At 69.2% G+C, this 26,164-nt stretch carries 23 protein-coding genes and 2 pseudogenes; all 25 read right to left on the reverse strand.

Translation table 11 applies throughout. From position 1 onward, the window contains the following. Positions 1-4: 4 nt before the first annotated feature. The 25 genes and pseudogenes from trpA to pyrR all read right to left on the reverse strand — a co-directional run bounded on the left by trpA (position 5) and on the right by pyrR (position 25,747). Positions 5-844: a tryptophan synthase subunit alpha gene (gene trpA, locus KY500_RS07425; RefSeq protein ID WP_370626904.1), complete on the reverse strand. Its 840-nt coding sequence runs from the start codon at positions 842-844 to the stop codon at positions 5-7. Then, a complete protein-coding gene (gene trpB / locus KY500_RS07430; RefSeq protein ID WP_219902941.1) occupies positions 841-2,067 on the reverse strand; it encodes a tryptophan synthase subunit beta in 1,227 nt (408 codons plus the stop codon). The genes trpA and trpB overlap by 4 nt, the downstream gene beginning before the upstream one ends. Beyond that, positions 2,068-2,850 carry an indole-3-glycerol phosphate synthase TrpC gene (trpC, locus tag KY500_RS07435; protein ID WP_219902942.1) on the reverse strand — a complete coding sequence of 261 codons (783 nt, stop codon included), beginning with the start codon at positions 2,848-2,850 and terminating at the stop codon, positions 2,068-2,070. A gap of 4 nt (positions 2,851-2,854) precedes the next feature. Beyond that, entirely contained in the window at positions 2,855-3,076 is a 222-nt protein-coding gene (locus KY500_RS07440) for a DUF6704 family protein (protein WP_219902943.1), read from the reverse strand. Between the two features lie 71 nt (positions 3,077-3,147). Next, positions 3,148-3,846 carry a Trp biosynthesis-associated membrane protein gene (locus KY500_RS07445; protein WP_219902944.1) on the reverse strand — a complete coding sequence of 233 codons (699 nt, stop codon included), beginning with the start codon at positions 3,844-3,846 and terminating at the stop codon, positions 3,148-3,150. After that, positions 3,847-5,370 (reverse strand): anthranilate synthase component I, encoded by a 1,524-nt coding sequence (locus KY500_RS07450; protein WP_219902945.1) that lies wholly within the window; start codon positions 5,368-5,370, stop codon positions 3,847-3,849. Beyond that, on the reverse strand, positions 5,367-5,729 hold the full coding sequence (gene hisI / locus KY500_RS07455; RefSeq protein ID WP_219902946.1) for a phosphoribosyl-AMP cyclohydrolase: 363 nt from the start codon (positions 5,727-5,729) through the stop codon (positions 5,367-5,369). Before hisI ends, KY500_RS07450 begins: the two co-directional genes overlap by 4 nt. Further along, entirely contained in the window at positions 5,726-6,490 is a 765-nt protein-coding gene (gene hisF, locus KY500_RS07460; protein ID WP_219902947.1) for an imidazole glycerol phosphate synthase subunit HisF, read from the reverse strand. Before hisF ends, hisI begins: the two co-directional genes overlap by 4 nt. Before the next feature lie 33 nt (positions 6,491-6,523). Next, positions 6,524-7,363 (reverse strand): ATP phosphoribosyltransferase, encoded by an 840-nt coding sequence (gene hisG / locus KY500_RS07465; protein ID WP_066595598.1) that lies wholly within the window; start codon positions 7,361-7,363, stop codon positions 6,524-6,526. Between the two features lie 76 nt (positions 7,364-7,439). Then, on the reverse strand, positions 7,440-7,703 hold the full coding sequence (locus KY500_RS07470) for a phosphoribosyl-ATP diphosphatase (RefSeq protein ID WP_066595600.1): 264 nt from the start codon (positions 7,701-7,703) through the stop codon (positions 7,440-7,442). Positions 7,704-7,772: 69 nt separating this feature from the next. After that, positions 7,773-8,441, reverse strand: coding sequence for a ribulose-phosphate 3-epimerase (gene rpe / locus KY500_RS07475; RefSeq protein ID WP_219902948.1), 669 nt, complete (start codon positions 8,439-8,441; stop codon positions 7,773-7,775). 36 nt (positions 8,442-8,477) lie between these two features. Beyond that, positions 8,478-9,877, reverse strand: a pseudogene (locus tag KY500_RS07480) (RsmB/NOP family class I SAM-dependent RNA methyltransferase). Continuing rightward, a complete protein-coding gene (gene fmt, locus KY500_RS07485; RefSeq protein WP_219902949.1) occupies positions 9,874-10,791 on the reverse strand; it encodes a methionyl-tRNA formyltransferase in 918 nt (305 codons plus the stop codon). The pseudogene KY500_RS07480 and the gene fmt overlap by 4 nt, the downstream one beginning before the upstream one ends. Further along, positions 10,792-12,993, reverse strand: a complete 2,202-nt coding sequence (locus KY500_RS07490; RefSeq protein ID WP_219902950.1) for a primosomal protein N' — start codon at positions 12,991-12,993, stop codon at positions 10,792-10,794. Between the two features lie 46 nt (positions 12,994-13,039). Further along, on the reverse strand, positions 13,040-14,233 hold the full coding sequence (gene metK, locus KY500_RS07495; RefSeq protein WP_066595615.1) for a methionine adenosyltransferase: 1,194 nt from the start codon (positions 14,231-14,233) through the stop codon (positions 13,040-13,042). 75 nt (positions 14,234-14,308) lie between these two features. Then, entirely contained in the window at positions 14,309-15,559 is a 1,251-nt protein-coding gene (gene coaBC, locus KY500_RS07500) for a bifunctional phosphopantothenoylcysteine decarboxylase/phosphopantothenate--cysteine ligase CoaBC (RefSeq protein ID WP_219902951.1), read from the reverse strand. A 29-nt stretch (positions 15,560-15,588) separates the two neighbouring features. After that, positions 15,589-15,846, reverse strand: coding sequence for a DNA-directed RNA polymerase subunit omega (gene rpoZ, locus KY500_RS07505; protein ID WP_066595628.1), 258 nt, complete (start codon positions 15,844-15,846; stop codon positions 15,589-15,591). 138 nt (positions 15,847-15,984) lie between these two features. Continuing rightward, the gene (gmk, locus tag KY500_RS07510) at positions 15,985-16,905 is read right to left on the reverse strand and encodes a guanylate kinase (protein WP_219902952.1); all 921 of its coding nucleotides are present in this window, start codon (positions 16,903-16,905) and stop codon (positions 15,985-15,987) included. Further along, positions 16,898-17,806: an orotidine-5'-phosphate decarboxylase gene (pyrF, locus tag KY500_RS07515; protein WP_255579865.1), complete on the reverse strand. Its 909-nt coding sequence runs from the start codon at positions 17,804-17,806 to the stop codon at positions 16,898-16,900. Before pyrF ends, gmk begins: the two co-directional genes overlap by 8 nt. Further along, complete coding sequence (gene carB / locus KY500_RS07520; RefSeq protein ID WP_219902953.1) at positions 17,803-21,090, reverse strand: carbamoyl-phosphate synthase large subunit; 3,288 nt, start codon at positions 21,088-21,090, stop codon at positions 17,803-17,805. The genes pyrF and carB overlap by 4 nt, the downstream gene beginning before the upstream one ends. Then, positions 21,090-22,256, reverse strand: a complete 1,167-nt coding sequence (gene carA / locus KY500_RS07525) for a glutamine-hydrolyzing carbamoyl-phosphate synthase small subunit (RefSeq protein WP_255579866.1) — start codon at positions 22,254-22,256, stop codon at positions 21,090-21,092. Before carA ends, carB begins: the two co-directional genes overlap by 1 nt. Before the next feature lie 3 nt (positions 22,257-22,259). Beyond that, positions 22,260-22,850: a hypothetical protein gene (locus tag KY500_RS07530; protein WP_219902954.1), complete on the reverse strand. Its 591-nt coding sequence runs from the start codon at positions 22,848-22,850 to the stop codon at positions 22,260-22,262. Next, a pseudogene (locus tag KY500_RS07535) lies at positions 22,843-24,188 on the reverse strand (dihydroorotase). Before KY500_RS07535 ends, KY500_RS07530 begins: the two are co-directional and overlap by 8 nt. Further along, entirely contained in the window at positions 24,189-25,139 is a 951-nt protein-coding gene (locus KY500_RS07540; RefSeq protein WP_219902955.1) for an aspartate carbamoyltransferase catalytic subunit, read from the reverse strand. Next, the gene (gene pyrR, locus KY500_RS07545; protein ID WP_219902956.1) at positions 25,136-25,747 is read right to left on the reverse strand and encodes a bifunctional pyr operon transcriptional regulator/uracil phosphoribosyltransferase PyrR; all 612 of its coding nucleotides are present in this window, start codon (positions 25,745-25,747) and stop codon (positions 25,136-25,138) included. The genes KY500_RS07540 and pyrR overlap by 4 nt, the downstream gene beginning before the upstream one ends. Positions 25,748-26,164: the final 417 nt, after the last annotated feature.

The raw sequence follows: 26,164 nt of genomic DNA on the forward strand, positions 1-26,164 counted from the left end.
CGGGTTAGACGGCGGCTCGGATGTCGCGGGCGCCGGCGGCGAGTTCGGCGGCGAGGGTCGCGACGGCGGCTACTCCTCCGTCTGAGAGCGCCTTGACGAGGGCGGAGCCGACGATGGCGCCGTCCGCGTACTGCAGGACCTCGCGCACCTGGGCGGGCGTGGAAATGCCCAGGCCCACGCAGGCGCTGGTCGAACCGGCCTCACGCAGGCGGGAGACGAGCACGCGCGCGGCCGAGTCCACGTCGGAGCGGGCGCCGGTGATGCCCATGGTGGACACGGCGTAAACGAAGCCGCGGCTGCGGGTGACGGCCTGCACGAGGCGTTCGTCTGAGGACGACGGCGCGGCGAGGAACACCCGGTCGAGGCCGGCCCGCTCACTGGCGTCGAGCCAGGCCTGCGCGTCATCGGGGATCAGGTCGGGCGTGATCAGCCCGGCTCCCCCTGCGGCGGCCAGGTCGTCGGCGAACCGGTCGACACCGTACTGCAGCACGGGGTTCCAGTAGGTCATGATGAGCACCGGGGTATCCACTTGCGCGGTGATCGCGGCAACGGCTTCGAAGCCGTGCCGCAGGCGGAAGCCGTTGGCCAGCGCCTGTTGCGTGGCGGCCTGAATGACCGGGCCGTCCATGACGGGGTCGGAGTACGGCAGGCCGAGCTCGAGGATGTCCACGCCGTTCGACGCGATCGCGACCGCAGCGTCGATGCTTCCCGTGAGGGTGGGGAAACCGACCGGGAGGTAGCCGATCAGTGCGCCGCCACCGGCTGCGCGCCGCGCGGCGATGGTCGCCTCGACAGTGCTGGTGCTGGTGCCGGTGCTTCCGGTGCGGATGGGAGAGGTCGTCACAGTTGCTGCGCTCCAGCGTCGAGGAGGTCGAAGTACCGACCGGCGGTTTCCATGTCCTTGTCGCCGCGCCCACTGAGGTTGACCAGGATGGTGGAGTCGGGTCCGAGCTGCTTGCCCAGTTCGAGTGTTCCGGCGAGGGCGTGCGCGGATTCGATGGCGGGGATGATGCCCTCTGTGCGGCTGAGCAGGCGGAGCGAGTCCATGGCTTCGGCATCCGTCACCGGCAGGTACGTGGCCCGGCCGATGCTGGCCAGCCAGGCATGCTCGGGTCCGACGCCCGGGTAGTCCAGTCCGGCCGAGATGGAGTGGGACTCGACGGTCTGGCCGTCTTCGTCCTGCAGCATCATGCTGCGGGCGCCGTGCAGGATGCCCGGGCGGCCCTTGGTGAGGGTGGCGGCGTGGCGCAGCCCTGAGGTTCCCTCCCCTCCGGCTTCGTAGCCGTACAGGGCCACACCGGGGTCGTCGAGGAAGGCGTGGAAGATGCCCATGGCGTTGGATCCGCCGCCGACGCAGGCGGTGACGGCATCGGGCAGCCGGCCCGTGAGGTCGAGGACCTGCTGGCGGGCCTCCTCCCCGATGATCTTCTGGAAGTCGCGCACCATGGCCGGGAACGGGTGCGGGCCTGCGACGGTGCCGAACACGTAGTTGGTGGTTTCCACGTTGGTGACCCAGTCGCGCATGGCGTCGTTGATCGCGTCCTTGAGCGTCCGAGAGCCGGTCTTCACCGAGACGACCTCGGCCCCGAGCAGGCGCATCCGGGCGACGTTGAGCGCCTGGCGTTCGGTGTCGACCTCGCCCATGTAGACGACGCAGTCCAGGCCGAACAGAGCGGCGGCCGTGGCCGTGGCGACGCCGTGCTGGCCGGCCCCGGTCTCGGCGATGACGCGCTTCTTGCCGATGCGCTTGGTGAGCAGAACCTGGCCGAGCACATTGTTGAGCTTGTGCGAACCGGTGTGGTTGAGATCCTCGCGCTTGAGGATGATGCGGGCGCCGCCAGCGTGCTCAGCGAAGCGGGGAACCTCGGTGATGAGGGAGGGGCGCCCGGTGTAGCTGCGGTGCAGCTCCGTGAGCTCAGCGGCGAAGGCCGGATCGGCCTTGGCCAGGGCGTACTCGGCCGAGAGCTCATCGAGCGCGGCCACCAGGGACTCGGGGACGAACCGGCCACCGAAGTCGCCGAAGTACGGACCGGCCTGGGCGCGGAGGGATTCTGTTTCGAGGGACATTCAGACCGCCAAGAATTCGCTGAGGGTGAGGATCGGATCGCGCGTCACGAGGGCTTCGCCGACGAGGACGACGTCGGCTCCTGCGGCGCGGTAGTGGGCGACATCGGCGGCAGTCTTCACCGCAGACTCGGCCACCCGGATGACGCCGGCCGGGATACGGTCGGCGAGGCTGGCAAACAGGTTCTGGTCGAGCTCGAAGGTGCTCAGGTTCCGGGCGTTCACGCCGACCAGGTTGGCGCCCACGTCGAGCGCCCGGTCGACTTCGTCAGCACTGTGCGTCTCCACGAGCGGGGTCATGCCCAGTTCGAGGACGAGGGTGTGCAACGACGTCAGGGTGGCCTGGTCGAGCGCGGCCACGATGAGCAGCACGAGGTCTGCTCCGGCCGCCCGGGCCTCGAGCACCTGGTACGGGTTGCCGATGAAGTCCTTACGCAGCACCGGGAGCGCCACGGCGGACCTGACCTGTTCGAGGTCGTCCAGGGAACCGAGGAACTTGCGCCCCTCGGTGAGCACGCTGATGGCGCTGGCGCCGCCGAACTCGTAGGAGACAGCAAGTGCGGCCGGGTCGCTGATTTCGGCGAGGGCTCCGCGGGACGGGCTGGCGCGTTTGACCTCGGCGATGATCTTCACCCGGTCGGCTGGTGCAAGCGCGTGCAGCGCGTCGAGGGCGCCAGCCCGGGCGAGGGCATCGGCCTCGACAGCCGCGAACGGCTTGTCGATGCGTCGCGTCTCGGCGTCAGCCAGCGAGCCGGCGAGCAGTTCTGCGAGGAGGTCGCTGCTCACGTAGTCAGTGACTTCCGTCGACCGACGCCACGCCGTAGCCGGCCTTGGCCATGGCCCAGCCGGCGACGAGGCCGAGCAGCAGCAGGGCGGCGGACGCCCAGACGAGCCAGGCCACCTCGAAGAAGAAGGCGACGGTGCCGATGCTGAAAGCGATCAGCATGATCGTGACTGCGGTCCAGGCCGCCGTCGAGTGGCCGTGGCCGGGGTCTGCCGACTCGAAGCTCATGGTTCTCCTAAGGTCAAGGGGCGTACGGGTCAATTCTAGCTTGCCGGTGCGGTCCGGCTTGCCGGTGTGCTCTAGCGCTCAGGCGCGGTCGGGTCGTCCCCGCGGGTCAAACCGTCCCAGTCGTCCACGGCGTCGCGTGGCCGGGTCTGCCCGCCCGGTGTTTCGGCAGCCGTGCCGGGAGTGGGCTCCCCCGCACCATCGGCCGGTGCGAATCGGGTGGTCTCGTACCGCTTGGTCGGGCCGGGCCACCGCCGGGCGGTGACGCAGACGGCCAGGCCGATGATCAGCATGAAGACGCCCGCCGCCAGAGCGAGGTACGGCCAGCCGGTCAGCTGCGCCTGACTCACTCCGGCGCGGGTGGATTCGGACCCGGCAATGCCGGTGGCGGCCGTGACGGCCGCTGAGCCCGCTCCGACCGGGTCACCGATGGCAAGCCCGGCGGAGAGGATCACACTGACGCCGAGGAGTATTTCCAGGAGGCCGAGGATGATACGGATCACCGGTCCGGCGATGGTGAGCGCCCCGGCCAGAGCCAAGCCGGCCAGCGCCAGGGCGGTGAGGCCGGGGGCGGCGATGGAACCGGTGACCTCGAGGGCCTGGGCGCTGGCACCGTCCAGCGTGACCTGCAAGGTGGCCCAGGTCTGGGTCCAGGCGAGCAGGGCCAGACCGCTGGCGGCGATGACCGCCAGGATCAGCAACGGCTTGATCCGTCGGCTGGACGCCTTCGGCGCGGGCGGCACCGGCGCGCCGGCCTCGTGGTCGGCGCTCATCTAGGACACCCGGGTCATGGCGTTGGCCACGGCAACGGCCCGCAACGGGGCGGCCGCCTTGTTCTGGGATTCCTGGTACTCAGAAGCCGGGTCGGAGTCGGCCACCAGGCCGCCGCCGGCCTGCACGTGGGCGACGCCGTTCATGATCGTTGCGGTGCGGATGGCGATCGCCAGGTCGGCGTCGCCGGCGAAGCCGAAGTACCCCACCACCCCGCCGTACACGCCGCGCTGGGCGGGCTCCAGCGAGTCGATGATCTCGAGGGCGCGAGGCTTGGGGGCACCCGAGAGCGTGCCGGCCGGGAATGTCGCCCGGAACACGTCGATGGGGCTCATCTCTGGCAGGAGGTCACCCTCGACGGAGGACACCAAGTGCATGATGTGGCTGAAGCGCTCGATGCGCATGAACTCGGTCACCTCGACCGAACCGGCCCGGCAGACCTTGAGCAGGTCATTGCGGGCCAGGTCGACGAGCATGAGGTGCTCCGCGCGTTCCTTGGGGTCGCCGGCGAGTTCGGTCTCGAAGTCGGCATCTGCCTCGGGGGTCGCACCGCGCGGCTTCGATCCGGCGATCGGATGTGTGAACACCCGGGTGTCGGCGACCTTCACGAGCGCCTCCGGTGAGGAGCCGACGATCCAGTACGGCTCGGCCGCCGTGGACTCGAGGCTGAGCAGGTACATGTACGGGCTCGGGTTGAGGCTGCGGAGCACCCGGTACACGTCGATCGGGTCGGCGGTGCACTCCTGGTCGAAGCGCTGGGAGATGACGACCTGGAAGATGTCGCCGTCGATGATGTGCTGCTTGGACGTGTCCACGGCGGCCAGGAAGTCGGCGCGTTCGGTGCGGTATACCGGGTCGGCCGGGGTGGAAAGGTCGACCTCGGAGACGAAGGCTTCGGCCGGCTGGGTGAGCCGGGCCTGCAGGGCGTCGAGGCGGCCCTGGGCGGCGTCCCACAGCGCATCCGTGGGGTCGACGCCGTCGTTGAGCACATTGGCGATGAGCTGGACGGTGCCGTACTTGTGGTCGATCACGACGAGGTCGGCGACGAAGCTGAACGCCTGTCCCGGCACGTCGTAGTCCGCCGGAGGTCGGTTCGGCAGACGCTCGATCTGGCGGATGGCCTCCCAGCCGATGAACCCGACGAGTCCGCCGGTCAGCGGCGGGTGCTCGGCCAGCCGCGGGGTCTGCCACCGCTCGTAGAGGTAGCCGAGCGCCGCCAGCGGGGCCAGGTCGGTGGCGCCGCCGAAGGCCCGCTCGGCTGAGATGCCGTAGTCGAGCCAGGCCGTGTCGTCGCCGGTCTGGGTGAGCACGCCGAACGAGGAGACCCCGACGAAGGAGAAGCGCGACCAGATTCCGCCCTGTTCGGCGGACTCCAGCAGGAAGCTGCCGGCGGTGCCGTGGGCGAGCTTGCGGTAGATGCCGACGGGTGTCTCGCCGTCGGCGAAGAGCTCGCGGATGACCGGGATCACCCGGTGGGCGCCGAGGAGCTCGGTGAAGGCCTCGTGCGTGGTCGAACCGGCGCTCATCGTTCGTCCTCCGGGATCAGGCCGGCCACGTCGATGTCGCGTCCGTCGAAGCACGTGCGGGTGCCGGTGTGGCAGGCGGCGCCGATCTGCTCGACCTGCACGACGAGAGTGTCGGCGTCGCAGTCGAGGGCGGCGGAGCGCACGAACTGGGCGTGGCCGGAGGTGTCGCCCTTACGCCAGTACTCCTGGCGGCTGCGCGACCAGAAAGTGACGCGTCCCTCGGTGAGGGTACGGCGGAGGGCCTCGCGGTCCATCCAGCCGAGCATGAGTACCTCGCGGGTGTCCCACTGCTGGATGACGGCTGGCAGCAGACCCTCGGCTGAGAAGAGCGCAGATTCCAGAGCGGCGTCGACGTTCATCGGCGCACCACCATTCCGGCGGCGGCAAGCTCTCGCTTGACGTCGCCAATCGTCAGGTCTCCGCTGTGGAAGACGGAGGCGGCCAGTACGGCGTCCGCGCCGGCCGCGATGGCGGGCGGGAAGTGCTCGACCAGGCCCGCGCCGCCGGAGGCGATCACGGGCACCGAGCTGAGTTCGCGCATGATCGTGATGAGTTCGAGGTCGAAGCCGGCCTTGGTCCCGTCGGCGTCGATGCTGTTGACGAGAAGTTCGCCCGCGCCGAGCTCGATGGCCTGGCTGGCCCACGCCAGCGCATCCAGGTCCGTCTCGGTGCGGCCGCCGTGGGTGGTGACGACGAAGCCGGATTCGGTGCGCCCGCTGCGCTTGACGTCCAGCGAGAGCACGAGCACCTGCGCTCCGTAGCGGTCAGCGATCTCGGAGATCAGCGCCGGCCGCGCGATCGCGGCGCTGTTGACGCCCACCTTGTCGGCGCCGCTGGCCTGCAGCCGGGACACGTCGTCGACGCTGCGGATGCCGCCGCCCACCGTGAGCGGGATGAAGACCTGCTCAGCGGTGGCACGCACCACGTCGTAGGTGGTGGACCTGTCATCGACCGTGGCGGTGACGTCGAGGAAGGTGAGTTCGTCTGCGCCCTGCTCGTAGTAGCGTTTGGCGAGTTCGACGGGGTCGCCGGCATCGCGCAGGTTCTGGAAGTTGACGCCCTTGACCACGCGGCCGTTGGCCACGTCGAGGCACGGGATCACTCTGACGGCGAGGCTCATGGGTGCGGTGCGCTTTCTGGTCGACGACCTGGGTTACAGCCGGGCGTTGTGGATGGACGTGACGAGGATGGCGCGGGCACCGAGTTCGTACAACCGGTCCATGACACTGTTGGTGTCCAGTCGAGGGATCATCACCCGCACGGCCACCCAGTTCGGGTCGCGGAGCGAGGAGATCGTAGGCGACTCGATGCCTGACGCGGCCTGGCAGGCGGCGTCGAGGTTGTCGACGTGCACGTCGTAGTCCACCAGGACGTACTGGCGGGCCACGAGAACGCCCTGCAGGCGGCGCAGCAGCGTGTTGATGCCCGGATTCACGTTTTCGGAGGTGATCAGCACCGCGGTCGACTCGAGGATGACCGGGCCGAAGATCTGCAGGCCGGCCTTCCGCAGCGTGGAGCCGGTGGAGACCACGTCGGCGACGGCATCCGCCACGCCCAGCTGCACGGCGGACTCGACGGCGCCGTCGAGGGTGACCAAGTGCACGTTGACGCCGTGGCCGGCCAGGAAGGTGCCCACGAGGCCGGGGTAGCTCGTGGCGACTCGGAGGCCCTCGAGGTCGGCGAGGTCGGTGAAGCGGCCGGCGGGCCCGGCGAAGCGGAAGGTGGAGCCGCCGAAGTCGAGGCTGGCGATCTCCGCGGCGCTCGATCCCGAGTCCAGCAGCAGGTCACGGCCGGTGATGCCCACGTCCAGTGCGCCGCTGCCGACGTAGGTAGCGATGTCACGGGGACGCAGGTAGAAGAACTCCACGTCGTTGCGCGGGTCGGCGACGACGAGGTCGCGCGGGTCACGGCGACCGTTGTAACCGGCCTCCGACAGCATCTGGGCGGCGGTCTCGGCGAGCGAGCCCTTATTGGGCACGGCGATTCTCAACATGTCACTCTTTCTGATGGTGGGCGGTACTCACGCTGAGTACTCACGCTGGGGGTGGTTTTCCGTGAGGGCGTCGACATCAGAGATGTCGGTAGACGTCCTCGGGGGAAAGACCCTTCGCCACCATCAACACCTGCAGGTGGTAGATGAGCTGCGAGATCTCTTCGGCAGTCTCGGTGTCGCTCTGGTACTCAGCGGCCATCCAGACTTCGGCGGCCTCTTCGACGATCTTCTTGCCGATGGCATGCACGCCGGCGTCGAGCTCGCGGACGGTGCCGGAGCCCTCAGGGCGGTCGATGGCCTTCTGGCTCAACTCAGCGAACAGGGCGTCGAATGTTTTCACTCGTACAGGTTACCGGTCCGGCAGGGCGACCGGGCGCGCACCGGTCGGTCGACGGCTCGGCTGGGTCGTTCAGCCGTGCCGGTGCGGGTGCGCCTGGGCGGCCGCCCGCAGGCGGGCGATCCGGTCGGCGGGGTTGCCGGTGAAGACGCTGGAGCCGGCCACGAAGGTGTCTGCGCCGGCCTCGGCGGCCTGCACGATGGTGTCTTCGGTGATGCCGCCGTCGACCTGCAGCCACACGTCGAGGCCGCTGGCCCTGACGGCGTCGGCGAGCACGCTGAGCTTGGGCATGGTGGAGGCCAGGAAACTCTGCCCGCCGAAGCCGGGTTCGACGGTCATGACGAGCACCTGGTCGAACTCGGCGAGCAGGTCCAGGTACGGCTCGACCGGTGTGCCCGGCTTGAGGGCGATGCCGGCCCTGGCGCCAATCTGACGCAGCCTGCGGGCCAGGCCGACGGCATCCGCGGCGGCCTCGGCGTGGAACGTGACCGAGTAGGCGCCGGCTTCGGCGTAGGAGGGAGCCCAGCGGTCCGGGTCCTCGATCATGAGGTGGATGTCCAGCGGGATCGCCGACACCTGCAGCAGACGTTCCACGATGGGCAGCCCGAGGGTCAGGTTGGGCACGAAATGGTTGTCCATCACGTCCACGTGGGCGAGGTCTGCGCTGCTGATGCGGCCGAATTCGCTTTCCAGGTTCGCGAAGTCTGCGGCCAGAATGCTGGGGTTGATCCGGGTAACCATCCACTCACCCTAGCGAATCGTCCCGAGCGGCCGGTCCTACGCCTCGGTGCGCTGCAGCAGGGTGATGAACATGGCGTCGGTGCCGTGGCGGTGCGGCCAGAGCTGCACGCTGCCGGGGTCGCCGGCGAGGTCGAGCGGATGCTCGGACAGGCTCTGCAGCACCGCGGCGGTGTCGAGAGGCTCGATCTTGTCGCCCCACGCCTTCCGCGCGGTGGCCACGATGCCGCGGGTCTCGGCGACGTGCGGCGAGCAGGTGACGTAGGCGAGAATGCCGCCGGGCTTGAGGGCGCCGAGGGCCGCGTGCAGCAGGGCCGACTGCAGGTCGGAGAGTTCGGCGACGTCCTTGGGGAGCTTCCGCCAGCGGGCCTCCGGGCGCCGCCGCAGGGCGCCGAGGCCCGTGCAGGGGGCGTCGAGCAGGATCCGGTCGAAGACCTCCGGCTGGTCCTCGCCCACCCAAGTGCCGTCCATCTCCCAGACAGGGACGTCGGCGGGGACGGCGGCCAGCGCGGCACGCACGAGCTGCGCGCGCGCAGGGACGACCTCGTTGGCGACGAGGCTGGCGCCGCCGTTGAGGGCTTCGGCGGCCAGCAGTGCGGCCTTGCCGCCGGGTCCGGCGCACAGGTCGAGCCAGCGCTCCCCCGACACGATCGGGCGGGCCCGGCTGAGCGCGAGCGCGGCCAGCTGCGATCCCTCATCCTGCACCCGCAGGCGCCCCTGGCTCTCCTTCATCAGGTGGTGGGGGTCTCCCCCGGCCAGAACGAAGCCGGTGGGCGAATACAGGTCGGCCTCGCCGAGTTCGTCAGTCGCTCCGGAGAGTCCGGGCAGGGCCACCATATTCACCCGGGGGCGGCATTGTCGGCGGCCAGCAGCTCCTCGAGTTCCTGCTCACGGCCCTCCTGCTTGAGCGCCTGGCGGAAGGCACGCACGACCCAGACCGGGTGCGAGTACAACACGGCTAGGGCGTCGTCGCCAGACCCGGCGTCGGCGAGGATGCGCTGGCGCCATTCGTCGGCGCTGACCCGGGCGATGGCGCGCAGCACGCCGTTGGTGAAGCCGGTGGCGGAGCGGGAGCCCACCTGACTGGCCAGTTCGACGGACTCGTTGACGGCGGCGTGGGTGGCCACGCGCGTGGCCAGCAGCTGGTGGGCGCCGAGTCGCAGCACATCGAGGATGGCGGGGTCGATGGCGCTCACGGGCCGGCCGGCGGCTTCGGCGATGACCCGGTCGTAGAAACCCTGCATGCGCAGGGTGCCGTAGGTGAGCTCGGTCGCCAGGGCGGCATCCGCCGTGTTGAGGGCGGCGCGCTGGATGCGGGTGGGTAACAGCAGGTTGGCATAGGCGTCGTCCTCGCGCACGGCGGCGATGACCTCGTACGCGACCCGGCGGGCCGGCTGGACGACGAAGTTGGGCCGGGTGGTGTCCCGCTGGGCGCTCATGAGGCGACCACCTCGGTTGCTGCCACTCCGCGCCACCAGTCGATTGCTTTCATTGGGGTTTTTCCTGCCGGTTGAACGGTGATGAGCTCAAGCGGATCCGTGCCGGTGCCGATGAGGACTCGTTTGTCGATTTCGCTGAGGTGTCCGGGCACGAGCCGGGGCAGGCCGTGCGCCGGAGCCACATCGTGAAGCTTGAGGCGGGCGCCGCCGATCTCCGTGAAGGCACCGGGCTCAGGGGTCACCCCGCGGATGATCGCGTGGATCCGATCGGCGTCGAGGGCCCAGTCGACCCTGGCGTCGTCCAGGGTGAGCTTGGGGGCGAGGGTGACCTCGCCCACCTGTTCGATGGCCTGGATGGTGCCTGCCGCGAGGCCGTCGACCACACCGCAGAGGAGCTCGGCGCCGCTGCGGCTCAGGTTCTCCAGCAGGGTGCCCGCCGTCGCGTGCCGGCCGATCGGGGTGGTGAGCTCGGCGAACACGGCGCCGGCGTCGAGTTCGGCGACAAGCTGGAACACGGCAGCACCGGTTTCGGCGTCGCCGGCCATGATCGCGCGCTGCACGGGTGCCGCGCCGCGCCAGCGCGGGAGCAGGGAGAAGTGCAGGTTGATCCAGCCCAGACGGGGAGCCGAGAGCAGTGGTTCGCGCACGAGGCCGCCGTAGGCCACGATCACGCCCAGGTCGGCGTCCAGCGCGGTGATGGTGTCCGTGGCGGCAGCGTCAAGCCGGTTGGCCTTGATCACGGGCAGGCCGAGACTGTCGGCGGCGGCGGCGACCGGGGACGGCGTGAGCACACGCTTGCGGCCCAGTGCGGCATCCGTTCGGGTCACGACGGCTGCGATCTCATGGCCTGACGAGGCCAGGAGGGTCAGGCTGGGCACGGCGACCTGCGGGGTCCCGGCGAAGACGAGTTTCATTTACAGCAGCTCCGGGTCGTCGAATCGTACTCTGAGTGTAGGCGCAGGGCGGAAGGCCGCGCCCTTGGGCTTGCGGCGGCTGGCGGCATTGCGCACGATCGCGGCCTTGAGCGTGCGGGCGACCTCGTCGCCCAACGGGTAGCCGAAACGCACGATCGCGCGCACTGACGGTGTCCCACCGGCCGCACGTGCGGGCCCGCTCGCGCTCGGGCCGGTGCTTCCGGGTTCGTGCGCCACCGGCCCGAGCACGTCCAGTCCGGGCAGGTCGTCGAGGGATTCGAGGGCTGCGGCCACCTCCGCGCTGGTCCCGGTGACGGAGGCCACCCGCACGGCGGGTGGGAAACGCAACTGCCGGCGGTCGGCCAGTTCCGCGGCAGCGTACGGGCCGGGCTGCCAGGTGTTCAGGGCTCGGGCGAGAGAACCGCCCACCCCGGCGAGCATGACCGAGGCGCCGGGGGCGGCCAGGGCGGCGGCGTTGGCCCACCAGCGCAAGCAGTCCTCCCCCACCCGCAGGGACTCGCGCGCGAGCATCCGTTCACCGTCGAGGATGAGGATCGCGCTGTAGCCGTTGCGGGGAATCGGTTCGGCGCCGCGGGTGGCGATCACCAGGGCCGGCTCCGGCCCGATCGTCTGCACGGTGTGCTCGCCGTCGGCGACGATGACCCGGGAGCCGGGGAAGGCCCGGCCGAGTTCTTCGGCGGTGCGGCCGGTGCCCACGGTGACCACCCGCAGCTGGGTTCCCTCGCAGTGTGAGCAATGCCAGCCGGCGGCCAGGTGGCCGCACCAGCGGCAGGCCGGGGTGGCGTTGGCGCTGGACTGCGCCAGCGGGCCCTGGCATTGGGTGCACCGGGCGGACTGCCCGCAGGAGCGGCAGGCCAGCATCGGGGCGTAGCCGGGGCTCGCGACCTGCACCAGTACCGGTCCGGTGCGCACGGCCTCCTTCGCGGCCAGCCAGGCGGCCGACGGGATGCGCGCGGCCCTGGCCTGGGCGTCGGGCTCGGACTGGAAGGTGGTGGGGATCACCCGGGGATGGACGTCCTTGGCGGGGTGAACGGCACGCAACCAGCCGATCTCGATCAAACGCTCGGTCTCCACGCTGCGCGAATGCCCGAGGAAGACCAGGGCACAGTCGGCCGCCTCCCTGCGGATCAGGGCCGCGTCCCTCGCGTGCACGTACGGGCTGAGCTGTTCGCCGTAGAGCGGGTCGCCGTCGTCCCAGATCACGATCAGGCCGAGGTCGTGAGCGGGGGCGTATACCGCCGACCGGTTGCCCACGATGATGCGTGGAGTGCCCTCGAGCAGGCTGAGGAAGCCGCGGTAGCGGTCCGGGTTTGCCTGGCGGGCGTCGACCCGCACGACGTCCGCCGCGGGCGCCAGCATCGCCAGGGCGGCCTGCAGCTGGTCCTGGTCGCGGAAGTCCGGGGTCACGAGAATGCTGCTCTTGCCCTGCCGAAGAGCCGACACGGCCAGTTCGGCCATGGTGATGGCCCAGGTGCCCACGGTGGTGCCGGAGTCTGCGCTCTTCTTCACGCTTGTCTTCACGTCCGTCGCCGCGACTGTCACCACGTCCGTCGCCCCTGCGGCGGCGTCCGCCTCGGCGCCGGGCAGCCGCACCAGGCTGGGCACGGCGGCGATGGCCACCCGCAAGCGTGCGGCGACGATGGTGCCCAGCGTTCCGGGCGGGTATTCGGCGAAGCCGGGCTCGGCCAGCTCGGCGGTATCCGTCGTTCCGGGTGACCCGGCACCGGCTTCGCTCGCTCGCGCGGCCAGCCAGGCCTTCTCCACTCGCACGGCACGCGGCGGGACACCGAGCCGCACGATGTCGCTGGCGTTGCCTGCGGCGCGGTCGGCCAGCCGGCGTGCGAGTTGCCAGACCGGAATGCTGAGCACCGGAACCGCGGAAACGATCGATTCGACCGGGCTCAGTTTGCCGCTGTATCCCGCGTCAGCCGCCAGGCCGTCCAGGGTGGACGTCGAGGTGGCCGGCCCGGACGGGGACGTCCGCGGCTCGGCCTGCGGGTCGATCAGGTCGATGACGTACCCGTCGGCCACCCGGTTCGCCGAACGCAACGGAACCCGCACCCGAACGCCGGGTTGCGCGAGATGGGCGAGTTCGTCGGGGATCGCATAATCGAACAGGTGGTCGAGCTGCGGGAGGGGCGAATCGATCAGCACCCGTGCGATGAGGCCGGTGCGAGTCATCTGCGGCCTCCCGTGTTCGGTTCTCGGCTAGTGCGTCCCCTGCGGTTCAGAGTCCGGCTGCGCTTCTCAGGTCATCGACTCTGTCGAGCCGCTCCCAGGTGAAGTCGGGCAGTTCACGCCCGAAGTGGCCGTAGGCCGCCGTCTGGGCGTAGATCGGGCGGAGCAGGTCGAGATCGTGGATGATGGCGGCCGGGCGGAGGTCGAAGACCTCGCGGATGGCCGCGGTGATCTCCTTGTCCGGCAGGGCGCCGGTGCCGAACGACTCCACGTACAGGCCGACGGGGGACGCCGTGCCGATGGCGTAGGCCACCTGGATCTCGAGGCGTTCGGCCAGGCCGGCCGCCACGGCGTTCTTGGCCACCCAGCGCATTGCGTAGGCGGCTGAGCGGTCGACCTTGGACGGGTCCTTGCCGCTGAAGGCGCCGCCGCCGTGCCGGCTGGATCCGCCGTACGTGTCGATGATGATCTTGCGACCGGTGAGGCCGGCATCGCCCTGCGGGCCGCCGATCTCGAACCGACCGGTGGGGTTCACCAAGGTGCGCAGGCTCCCTGCGTCCAGGTCGACGCGCTCGAGGACCGGCTTGATGACGAGCTCGGCGATGTCGGCGCGCAGTTTCTCGGTGGTCACGGCCGGTGAGTGCTGGGTGGAGAGAACGACGGTTTCGACAGTGCGGGGAACGATGCCGTCGTAGCCGATGGTCACCTGGGTCTTGCCGTCCGGGCGCAGGTAGTCCAGTTCGCCGGACTTCCGCACCTCGGCGAGGCGCTCCGCCATGCGGTGGGCGATCCAGATCGGGATCGGCATGAGCTCAGGGGTCTCGCGAGTGGCGTACCCGAACATGATGCCCTGGTCACCGGCGCCCTGGCGGTCGTAGTCGTCGAGGCTGTCCTGCTCGCGGCTCTCGTAGGCGTCGTCGACGCCCTGGGCGATATCCGGGGACTGTCCGCCGATGGAGATCTCCACTCCGCAGGAGCGGCCGTCGAACCAGACGTCGGACGAGTCGTATCCGATGTCGGTGATGCACTTGCGCACGATCGACGGGATCTCGACGTATCCGGCCGTGGTGACCTCACCGGCGACGTGTACGAGGCCCGTGGTGACGAGGGTCTCGACGGCGACCCGGCTCTGCGGGTCCTCCGTGAGCAGGGCGTCGAGGATGCTGTCGGAGATCTGGTCGCAGATCTTGTCCGGGTGGCCTTCGGTGACCGACTCCGAGGTGAAGAGGCGAAGATCGCTCATCGGGGTGATTCTCAATTCTGTGAGTAAAGGTGCTGCGGTTCTAAGAAAACAGGCTGTGACCTGCGGGTCCCCGGCTCAGACGCCGTGGGCCTGCAGGATGCTGTCGAGGATACGGTGGGCCACCGACAACTTCGTCCCGGAGGCCTCCATCACTATATCTCCGGCGCCGTTGAGCACCTCGATAGCGTTACCCTCTGTGGCGAAACCCTCGGTCCAGCCGACCCGGTTGAGCACGAGCAGATCCGCGCCCTTCCGTTGGATCTTGCTGCGACCGAGCTCCCGGCGCAGCGCGTCGTCGGGTTCGGTCTCGGCGGCGAATCCCACGATGACCTGGCCCGGACGCCGATCGACGACGAGGCCGGCGAGCACATCGGGGTTGCGCACGAGGTCCAGCGACAGCCGCTCCCCCGTGCTGTCCTTCTTGATCTTGTCCGCCCGCACCTCGGCCGGACGGTAGTCGGCCACGGCGGCGGCCATCACGATCAGGTCGGCGGAGGCGGCGGCATCCTGCATCGCCCGCTGCAGGTCGAGGGTGCTGCTGACGGTGCGCACCCGGATGCCCTCCGGCACGGCGACCTCGAGGTGGGCGGCGACCAGCGTGACGGTGGCACCGCGCGACAGGGCGGCCTGCGCCAGGGCGATGCCCTGGCGGCCGCTGGAGCGGTTGCCGAGGAAGCGCACCGGGTCGAGCGGTTCGCGAGTGCCGCCGGCGCTGATCAGCACGCGGCGGCCGGCGAGGTCCTGCACCGGGAGTTCGACGTCCGACCCTGTGGACCGGGACGACGTCCGGGCCTCGAGCGCGGCGAGGGCTGCGGCCACGATGGTCTCGGGTTCCTCCATCCGGCCAGGGCCGGAATCGGAGCCGGTGAGCCGGCCGGTGCCCGGTCCGACGATGGTGACGCCGCGTTCCCGCAGGGTGTCCACGTTGGCTACGGTGGCGGGGTTGTTCCACATCTCGGTGTGCATGGCCGGCGCGATCACGAGCGGGGCGGTGCTGGCCAGGATGGTATTGCCGAGCAGGTCGTCGGCCAGGCCGAGGGCGATCTTGGCGATGCTGTGGGCCGTGGCGGGCGCGATCACGATGAGGTCGGCCGACTGTCCGATGGCCACGTGGCGCACCTCGGCGACCCCCTCGTAGAGGTCGGTGTGCACGGTGTTGCGAGAGATGGCCTCGAGGGTCGGCTTGCCGACGAAGCGCAGCGCCGCCTCGGTCGCGACGACGTGAACGTCGTCCCCGAGCAGCACAAAAGCGCGCACGACGTTGACGGCCTTATAGGCAGCGATGCCGCCGGTTATCCCGACGACGATCGTGCGACCAGTCGACATCCTGCGCGCTTACGAAAGGCTGCGTCGAGTTACTCGACGATGGGCTTCGAGGTGAGCTTGTCCTCGTTGATTTCGCGCAGTGCCACGGACAGCGGCTTGTCGTCGACGGTGGAGTCCACGAGCGGTCCGACGTTGTCGAACAGGCTGCCTTCGTGCAGGTCCGCGTAGTAGTCGTTGATCTGGCGGGCGCGCTTGGACGCGAAGATCACCAGGGCGTACTTGGAATCGACCTTGGTCAGCAGGTCGTCGATGGGCGGGTCAATGATGCCAGTGGGCTTGTTGGGCACGCTGTCACACTCCTTCATGCAGTTCAAGCAAAATGTACGGGCTGCGCGGTGTCACGCTGGATGTTCCGTGGCCGGAAATCCCTGCGTTCGCCACGATGATGCGCCGAGTCGACGCGGGAAATTCACGTGCAGCGGGCGCTACGACGGCGTCGCTGACGTGCGAATCTTCATCAAGTCTACGACTTCTTCGGCCGCTTCGGCCACGTCGGTGTTCACGACACGATAATCGAACTCGCCCTGAGCGGCCAATTCGAGCTTTGCGGTCTCGAGACGGCGGCTCTGTTCGGCGGAATCCTCCGTGCCCCGGCCGATCAGGCGGCGCACGAGTTCGTCCCAGCTGGGCGGCAGCAGGAAGACCAGTCGGGCCTCCGGCATGGCCCGGCGCACGGCACGGGCGCCCTGGATGTCGATCTCCAGCAGCACGCTGTTGCCGTCCTTGATGGCCGCTTCGACGGGGCCGCGGGGCGTTCCGTACCGGTAGGCGTTGTGCACTGTGGCGTACTCGAGCAGCTCTTCGTCGGCGATCATGCGGTCGAATTCGGTATCCGACACGAAGAAGTAGCTCACGCCCTCCACCTCGCCGGCGCGCGGGGCGCGGGTGGTGGCCGACACCGACAGGTGCACCTCTGGGTGGTGTTCGCGGATGTAGGCAGCCACTGTTCCCTTGCCGACGGCGGTGGGCCCGGCCAGGACGATCAGGCGGGAGTCCGGGGCGCCGCGGCGGGTGGTGGGCCGGGCTGCGAGGAAGTCACGAAGCCGGTCGCGCTGGTGCTTGCCGAGGCCGCCCAAGCGCTTGGACGGGGAGATCTCGAGCCGCGTCATGATGCGCTGCATCTTGGTCACCCCGATGGCGGGGATGCTCACGAGCAGCTCGGTGACGCGCAGCCGACCCTCGACACCGTTGGGTTCCTTGACGGCAGCGGCGAGGACGTCGAGCGCGGTGCGCTCACCGGCTGCAACCTGGGCCTTCACGAAAGCGCGGGCTCGTCGGGCGGCGACGGCGGCGCGGGAAGCCGCGACGCGGTCGACGTCGGGTGGGGTAGGGCGATTGTCAGCCACGGGTCGCTCCAGCTTCGGTTACTCGGCGTGTTATCTCGTCGGCAACATGGTGTGGACCTGCCGATAACACGCTGCGCGATTCACTCACGATAACGCCTTGAGCGTATCCGCCAAACAAACTCGCCACATCGGCGGAATTCGCACCCTGATGGCCGAAGCCCGGGGCGAGCACCGGAGTGGTGACGGCGGTGGACGGGGCGTGGATGTCGATGCCGAAATCGGCCAGGGCGACGGTGGCGCCGAACACCACTCCGACCGAACCCATGCCTGCTGGGCCCGTCGCGGCCGAGTTGATGTCCTGCACCTGGTCCAGCACGGAGGCGGCCACGGTGCGGCCGGCCTGCGCTCCCCCGGCGAGCACCGCCTGCTGCAGGGCGGCGGCCTCCGGGTTTGAGGTCGCCGCGAGCAGGAACAGTCCTTTGTTCGCATCCGCGGCCAGGGCGATGGTGCTCGCGAGCGACCCCACGCCCATGTACGGGCTGAGGGTGATCGCGTCGGCCTCGAGCGGTGACCCCGGGCTGAGCCAAGCCTGGCCGTAGGCCTCAACACTGGTGCCCAGATCGCCCCGTTTGACGTCGGCGATGACCAGCAGCCCCGCGGCGCGTGCGTCGCCGAGCACTCGTTCGAGGGCGAGGTAGCCGGCGGAGCCGAACCGCTCGTAGAACGCCACCTGTGGCTTGACAATGCCCACCAGGCCGGCGGATGCCTCAACGACCAGCCGGCCGAAGCGCTCGGCTCCGGCGGCGGTGTCGGGCAGGCCCCACTCGGTGAGCAACCAGGAGTGCGGGTCGATCCCGACGCAGAGCCTGCCGAACCGGCCGAACGCCCCGTTCAGACGTTCTCCGAAGGAACCGGCGGATACGGCCGGTTCGGTCTGGCTCACGGCGTCGGCTGGGGTCACAGGGCAGCCATCCGTTTCGTGTGGTACTCCTGCAGGCTGGTGACGTCGAACCCCGTGCGGATGGAATCGATCGAGGCCACAGCGGCACTCAGCTCGGCGATCGTGGTGAACAGGGGCAGGTCGCCGGCCACGGCGGCCGCCCGGATCTCGTAGCCGTCGGCGCGTGCGGTGCGACCGTTGGGTGTGTTGATCACGATCTGCACCTCCTCGCGCCGGATCAGGTCGACAACGGTGTCCACGGACTCATCGGCCTTTTCGCTGAACTTTGCCACCACTGTGGCCCCGATTCCGTTTCGCTGCAAAACTTCGGCGGTTCCCTCGGTGGCCATGATCGTATAGCCGAGCTGCGACAGGCGCAGCATCGGCAGGATCACGGCGCGCTTGTCGCGGTCGGAGACCGAGACGAAGACGGTGCCGGTGAGCGGGATTCCGCCGTACGCGGCCAGCTGGCTCTTGGCGAAGGCCCGCGGGAAGTCGCGGTCGATACCCATGACCTCGCCCGTCGAACGCATCTCCGGGCCGAGCACGGAATCCACGATCAGACCCTCGCGGGTACGGAACCTGTTGAACGGGAGCACGGCCTCCTTGACGGCGACGGGCGAGTCCATCGGCACCCGCGAGCCGTCGATCAGCGGCAGCTGACCGCTGGCCTTGAGCTCGGCGATGGTGGTGCCCACCATGATGAGCGACGCGGCCTTGGCCAGGGTGATGCCGAGGGCCTTGGCGACGAAGGGCACCGTACGCGAAGCACGCGGGTTGGCCTCGAGCACGTAGAGCACACCGGCGCCGATGGCGAACTGCACGTTGAGCAGGCCGCGCACCCCGATGCCCTGGGCGATGGCCAGGGTCGCGTCGCGGACCCGGTCGATCTCGGCGCGGCCGAGGGTGACGGGCGGCAGGGTGCAGCTGGAGTCACCGGAGTGCACGCCGGCCTCTTCGATGTGCTCCATCACGCCGCCGATGTAGAGCTCGTGACCGTCGTAGATGGCGTCCACATCGATCTCGATGGCGTCGTCGAGGAAGCGGTCCACCAGCAGCGGGTGCGACGGGCCGATGATGCCCTGGCCCTGCATGCGGGTGAAGTAATCGGCCAGGCTGGCGCTGTCGTAGATGATCTCCATGCCGCGGCCGCCGAGCACGTAGCTGGGGCGCACGAGCACCGGGTAGCCGATCTCCTCGGCCACCACGACGGCGCCCGAGTAGTCGGTGGCGGTGCCGTTGCGGGGAGCGAGCAGGCCCGCGTCGGCGAGGATGCCGCTGAACAGGCCGCGCTCCTCCGCCAGGTCGATCGCGGTGGGCGAGGTGCCCAGGATCGGGATGCCCTCGGCCTCGAGGCCCTTGGCCAAGCCCAGCGCGGTCTGACCGCCGAGCTGCACGACGACGCCCACGAGTTCGCCGCTCTGGCTCTCGGCGTGGATGATCTCCAGCACGTCCTCCAGGGTGAGCGGCTCGAAGTAGAGCCGGTCGCTGGTGTCGTAGTCGGTCGAGACCGTCTCCGGGTTGCAGTTGATCATGATGGTCTCGTAGCCGGCCTCGGAGAGGGCGAAGGACGCGTGCACGCAGGAGTAGTCGAATTCGACACCCTGGCCGATGCGGTTCGGTCCGGATCCGAGGATGACCACCTTGCGGCGGTCGCTCGGGATCACCTCGGTCTCCTGGTCGTAGCTCGAGTAGTGGTACGGGGTGAGGGCGGGGAATTCGCCCGCGCAGGTGTCGACGGTCTTGAAGACCGGGCGCACCCCGAGGATGTGCCGGACCTTGCGCACATCCGCTTCGCCGAAGCCGCGGAGTTCGCCGATCTGGGCGTCGGAGAAACCGTGGTCCTTGGCTGTGCGCAGGATCTCGGTGTCGAGGGTGTCCGAGCCGGCGACGGCGTCGGCGATCTCGTTGATGAGCACGATCTGGTCGAGGAACCACGGGTCGATCTTGGTGGCCTCGAAGAGCTGCTCGATGGTGGCGCCCTTGCGGAGCGCCTGCTGCACGGTGACGATGCGCCCGTCGGTGGGGACCTCGGCGATCTCGAGGAGCTCCTCGACCGAGCGGTTCTCCACGCCCCAGTGGAAGGAGGAGCCGCGCTTCTCGAGCGAGCGGAGGGCCTTCTGCAGGGCGGAGGCGTAGTTGCGGCCGATGGCCATGGCCTCGCCGACCGACTTCATAGTGGTGGTCAGGCGCGGGTCGGCCTTGGGGAACTTCTCGAACGCGAACCGGGGCACCTTGACGACCACGTAGTCGAGCGTGGGCTCGAAACTGGCCGGGGTCACGCCGGTGATGTCGTTGGGGATCTCGTCGAGGCGGTAGCCGAGGGCGAGCTTCGCGGCGATCTTGGCGATCGGGAAGCCGGTGGCCTTGCTGGCCAGAGCCGACGAGCGGGAGACGCGCGGGTTCATCTCGATCACGATGATGCGGCCGTTGGCCGGGTCGATGGCGAACTGGATGTTGCAGCCACCGGTGTCGACGCCGACGGCGCGGATGATGTCGATGCCGATGTCGCGCAGCTTCTGGTACTCACGGTCGGTGAGCGTGAGGGCCGGGGCGACGGTGATCGAGTCGCCGGTGTGCACGCCGACGGGGTCGACGTTCTCGATCGAGCAGACGACCACCGTGTTGTCGGCGGTGTCGCGCATCATCTCGAGCTCGTATTCCTTCCAGCCCAGGATCGACTCCTCAAGGAGCACCTCGGTGGTCGGGCTCTGGTGCAGGCCATCGCCGACGATGCGGCGCAGCTCCTCCTCGGTGTACGCGAAGCCGGAGCCGAGACCGCCCATGGTGAAGGACGGGCGCACCACAAGCGGGTAGCCGAGGTCTGCGGCGAAGCCGACGGCTTCCTCCACGGTGTGGGCGATGTAGGACTTGGCCACGTCGGCGCCGGCATCCAGCACCAGTTGCTTGAAGATCTGGCGGTCCTCGCCCTTGTTGATGGCTTCGAAGCTGGCGCCGATGAGTTCGACGTTGTACTTCTCCAGGATGCCGCGCTCGTGCAGGGCGATGGCCGCGTTGAGGGCCGTCTGGCCGCCCAGGGTCGGCAGGATCGCATCCGGTCGTTCCTTGGCGATGATGGTCTCGAGGATCTCCGGGGTGATCGGCTCGATGTACGTCGCGTCGGCGAAGTCGGGGTCGGTCATGATGGTGGCCGGGTTGGAGTTGACCAGGATGACCCGGACCCCTTCCTCGCGCAGGACCCGGCAGGCCTGGGTGCCCGAGTAGTCGAACTCACAGGCCTGGCCGATGACGATCGGGCCGGATCCGATGACGAGGACGCTGTTGATATCGTCGCGCTTGGGCATTACTTGGCGTCTCCTGCTCCGGCGGCCGCGTGCGCGACAACCACATCCCTGAACCTGTCGAAAAGATAGTTGGCGTCGTGCGGGCCGGCCGCGGACTCCGGGTGGTATTGCACCGAGAATGCCGGGATGTCCAGGCATCTGATGCCCTCGACGACCTGGTCGTTGAGGCTGTAGTGGCTCACTTCCACCCGGCCGAAGCCGGTGCGGGACTCGCTGATGCCCTCGATGGGCATGTCCACGGCGAAGCCGTGGTTCTGCGAGGTGATCTCGACCCGGCCGGTGGCCTTGTCGAGCACCGGCTGGTTGATGCCGCGATGGCCGAAGGGCAGCTTGTAGGTGCTGAAGCCGAGGGCCCGGCCGAGCAGCTGGTTGCCGAAGCAGATGCCGAAGTACGGCACCCCGGCGCGCAGGACCTCCTGCAGGAGGGTGACGTGGGCGTCGCTGGCGGCGGGGTCGCCGGGGCCGTTCGAGAAGAACAGGGCGGACGGGTTGAGCGAGAGCACGTGCTCGGCGGTGACCGACTGGGGCAGCACGAACACCTCGAAGCCCCGCTCGGCGAGGTAGGTGAGGGTGGATGTCTTCACGCCGAGGTCGAGCACGGCGACGGAGCCGATGCGCTCACCCTGCGCGGGCAGGGAGTAGGGCTCGACGGTGGAGACCTCGTCGGAGAGGTTGCGGCCGCGCATGCTGGCGCCGCCGCGGACGAGTTCGAGCTGTTCGCCCTCGGAGATGTCGTAGCTCTCGCCCGAGAAGATGCCGCTGCGCATGGCGCCGAGTGACCGGATGTGCCGGGTGATCGCGCGGGTGTCGATGCCGCTGATGCCTACGACGCCGTTGGACTCGAGGTCGGTGTCGAGGCTGCGCTGGGAGCGGAAGTTGGAGGGCGTGCGGGCGGGCTCGCGCACCACGAAGCCGGAAACCCAGATGCGGGAGGACTCCATGTCTTCGTCGTTGGCTCCCGTGTTGCCGATGTGCGGGGCCGTCATGAGGACGATCTGACCGGCGTAGGACGGGTCGGTGAGGGTCTCCTGGTAACCGGTCATGCCGGTGGCGAAGACGATCTCACCGAGGGTCTGGCCACGGCTGCCGTAGGCGCGTCCCACGTAGCGGCTGCCATCTTCGAGGACGAGCACGGCCGGGGCCGGTGTGTTTGTTGGGTAGCTCACGGGCTACACCTCACTTTCTTCGGTGCCGAATGCAGTACTGCCGGGGGTGCCAGTGGCACGCCCGGTGAGAGTGGTGATGGCCTCGCTGATCGCGGTGCGATCGGCGGGGTCGCTGAAACGGAAGTAGCTGTCGACGCTGACGGGGGCGTCCGGGGCTGCGGTGCCGGCCGGACCGTTCTGGCCGTCCGTACGGTTCAACCGCCAGCCGAGCAGCAACAGCCCGCCGGGTTCGACGGCGCGGTCGATGGCCCAGGTGGCGTGGGTGACGAGCTCAACGGCATCCGCGGGGATGAAGAGTGCCGCAGAGCCCGCGAGCTCGAGGAGCACGCCCTGTTCGGTGACGGACACTCCCCCGCGCGCCCGGAAGCCGAGCCCGGGGATGTTGAGGCGCTCAAGCGGCTGGTCCCTGGGCGTCGTGGCCACGTAGAGGGCCGCGGCCGAGGCGAGCTCGCGGCTGCTGGCAGCCGGCTGCGGGTAGCCGGCGGGCAGGGCGGCATCCCGGCGGCTGCGGCGGCGCCAGGAGCGCAGCATCAGCAGCAGCACGACGACCAGGACCAGCGCGGTGATGAGCGTCGCGACGGTGCGGCTACTCATGCGCGCTCCGTGCCGCGTGGACATCGGCCGGGCTACGGAGCACACCATCCAGGACGGTGGCGTAGCCGTTGTGGAACGTCGCCATCACCTGTCCGGGCAGGGTCATCTCGAGGTAGGGCGAGTTGATGCCCTTGCCCACGAGGTTCTCGCGGCCGAAGACCCGGCGGGCGTTCGGGTCGTACAGGGTGATCTCGGCGGCAGAGCCGACCGTGAGCTGACCGGTGTGACCGGAGATCCGGCCGATGCGCGCCGGCGTGGTGGAGAATACCCGGACCAGATCGGCCCAGTTCAGGTAGCCCGACTCGACCACGGAGGCGTGGGCCACGGAGAGGGCGGATTCGAGCCCGACCATCCCGTTGGCGGCGGCATCCCACTCGCAGTCCTTGGACTCGGTGGGGTGCGGTGCGTGGTCGGTGGCGATGATGTCGATGGTGCCGTCGGCCAGGCCCTGGCGCAGCGCGTCCACGTCTTCCCGACGGCGGAGCGGCGGGTTGACCTTGTACCGGGCGTCGTAACCGGCGACCAGTTCCTCGGTGAGCAGCAGGTGGTGGGGGGTGACCTCGGCGGTGACGTTGATGCCCGGGCCTTGGCCCAGCGCACCACGTCGACGGCCCCGGCGGTGGAGACGTGGCAGACGTGCAACCGGGAGCCGACGTGTTCGGCCAACAGCACGTCGCGGGCGATGATCGATTCCTCGGCCACGGCCGGCCAGCCGGTGAGTCCGAGCTCGCCGGACAGGGCACCCTCGTTCATCTGGGCGCCGACGGTGAGGCGCGGTTCCTGGGAGTGCTGCGCGACGACGCCGTCGAAGGCCTTGACGTACTCGAGGGCCCTGCGCATGAGCAGGGGGTCGGAGACGCAGAATCCGTCGTCGGAGAAGACGCGCACCTGGGCGCGGCTGGCCGCCATGGCGCCGAGTTCGGCGAGTCGGTCACCTGCCAGACCGACGGTGACGGCTCCGATGGGCTGCACGGTGACGTAGCCGGCCCGCTCGCCGAGCGCGAGGACCTGCTCGACGACGCCGGCGGTGTCCTGTACCGGCGAGGTGTTGGCCATGGCGAACACCGTCGTGAAGCCGCCGATGGCCGCGGCCTGGCTTCCGGTGAGCACGGTTTCGCTCTGCTCGTAACCGGGTTCACGGAGGTGGGTGTGCAGGTCGACCAGGCCGGGGAGGGCGATCAGGCCGTCGGCGTCGATCACGGTCGCACCGGCATCCGAGAGTCCCAGGCCTGTTTCGGTGATGACACCGTCGGCCAGCAGCAGGTCAGTGCTGGTTCCGTCGCTGAGCTGGGCTCCGCGCAGGAGGTAGCGTTCGCTGGACATTCGTTCGCTCGACATTCAGTGATCCTCTCGGTCGCCCGATAACAGCAAGTACAACGCCGCCATGCGCACGGAGACCCCGTTTGCGACCTGTTCGCGCACGGTGGACCGTTCAGAGTCTGCCGCGGCGGAGGAGATCTCCAGGCCGCGGTTCATCGGTCCGGGGTGCATGACAATGCTATGCGACGACAGCCGGGCGAAGCGCTCGTCGTCCAGGCCCCAGCGGCGGGAGTACTCGCGGCTGTTTGGGAAGAACGCGGCGTTCATCCGTTCGGCCTGGATGCGCAGCATCATGACGACATCGGGGCCGGCATCGATGGCGGCGTCCAGGTCGTAGCCGATGGTGGCGGGCCAGGCGGAGGTGTCCGCCGGCACCAGCGTGGGCGGGGCGATGAAGGTGACCTGGGCGCCCAGGGTGTTCAGCAGCCACAGGTTGGAGCGGGCGACGCGGGAGTGCAGGATATCGCCGACGATGGTGACGGTGACGCCGTCGAGGCCACGGCCGCGGGACGCGCTGCCGTGCAGGCGACGGCGGATGGTGAAGGCGTCGAGAAGCGCCTGAGTGGGGTGCTCGTGGGTGCCGTCGCCCGCGTTGATGATGCCGGCGTCGATCCAGCCGCTGCCGGCCAACACCTGCGGGCCGCCGGAGGCGGGGTGGCGGATGACGACGCCGTCGGCGCCCATCGCGGCCAGGGTCTGCGCGGTGTCCTTGAGGCTTTCGCCCTTGGAGACGCTGGACCCCTTGGCGCTGAAGTTGATCACGTCGGCGCTGAGGCGCTTGGCGGCGGCCTCGAACGAGATGCGGGTGCGGGTGGAGTCCTCGAAGAACAGGTTGACCACGGTCTTGCCGCGCAGGGTCGGAAGCTTCTTGACCTCGCGGTTGGCCACATCCGCCATGTCCTCGGCGATGTCGAGCAGGCCGATGGCCTCGTCACGGCTCAGTGCCTTGGTGGAGAGCAGGTGCTTCACCGGGTGCCCCCGTCGCTTGCTGCGCCGGTGTCGGTGCTGTCGCTGTCGCCAGGGCCACCGTCGCCGCCGTCGCTGCCGCTGTCGATGCTCACGAACTCGTCGCCGTCGATCTCGGTGACGTGCACATTGATGCGTTCGTGGCTGGCGCTGGGGAGGTTTTTGCCCACGAAGTCGGCGCGGATCGGCAGCTCGCGGTGGCCGCGGTCCACGAGGACCGCGAGGCGCACCACACTGGGTCGGCCATGGTCGCCGAGGGCGTCGAGTGCGGCGCGGATGGTGCGGCCGGAGTAGAGCACGTCGTCGACGAGCACCACGGTGGCTCCGTCGATGCTGCCGGGCACCTGGGTGGGCGAGGGCGTGCGGGTGCGGGTGTGAGAGAGGTCGTCTCGGTACATCGTCACGTCGAGCGAACCGACCCGCACGGCTCCGGAGGTGGGCTCGATGCGTTGGATGGTCTCGGCGATTCGCCGGGCCAGGGCGACTCCCCTGGTGGGGATGCCCAGAATGACCAGGTTCTCCGCACCTCGATTGGACTCCAGGATCTCGTGAGAGATCCGAGTCAACGCGCGGGTGATGTCAGCCTGGGTGAGCACAGTGCGCTCCGTCAAACCAACCTCCTTTCCCGTCTCACAGGACGGCTCTTAAAGTAGGTCTTAATACCTCATGTACCCTAGCATCCCCGCCCCACCCCTCCCGCGAACTGTGACTTAAGCACCCAAAACTCCCGAATTCTGGGGCTTTTCTCACAGGTCGCGGATGCGTGTGGGTGGCACCACCGCCCGCTCCGGACGATGGTGAGAACTCACCGTCGCCCACTCTGGACGATCAGGTCCGGGCCGATCAGGCCCGCGCGTCCCAGTGCAGCCGCTGGAAAGACCACGAGGTCGCCCGGCGCACCATCCTGAGTGAGACCGCGTGCCTGACCCGCACCGCCGAACGCACCATCGATCGGCAGTTGGAGCAGGCACGCTACCTGTGCGAAGCCCACCACCGTCTCAAATACCTCTCGACCTGGCAGGTGCGAC

Origin of the sequence: Cryobacterium sp. PAMC25264 (assembly GCF_019443325.1) — a bacterium.
Lineage (GTDB): Bacteria > Actinomycetota > Actinomycetes > Actinomycetales > Microbacteriaceae > Cryobacterium.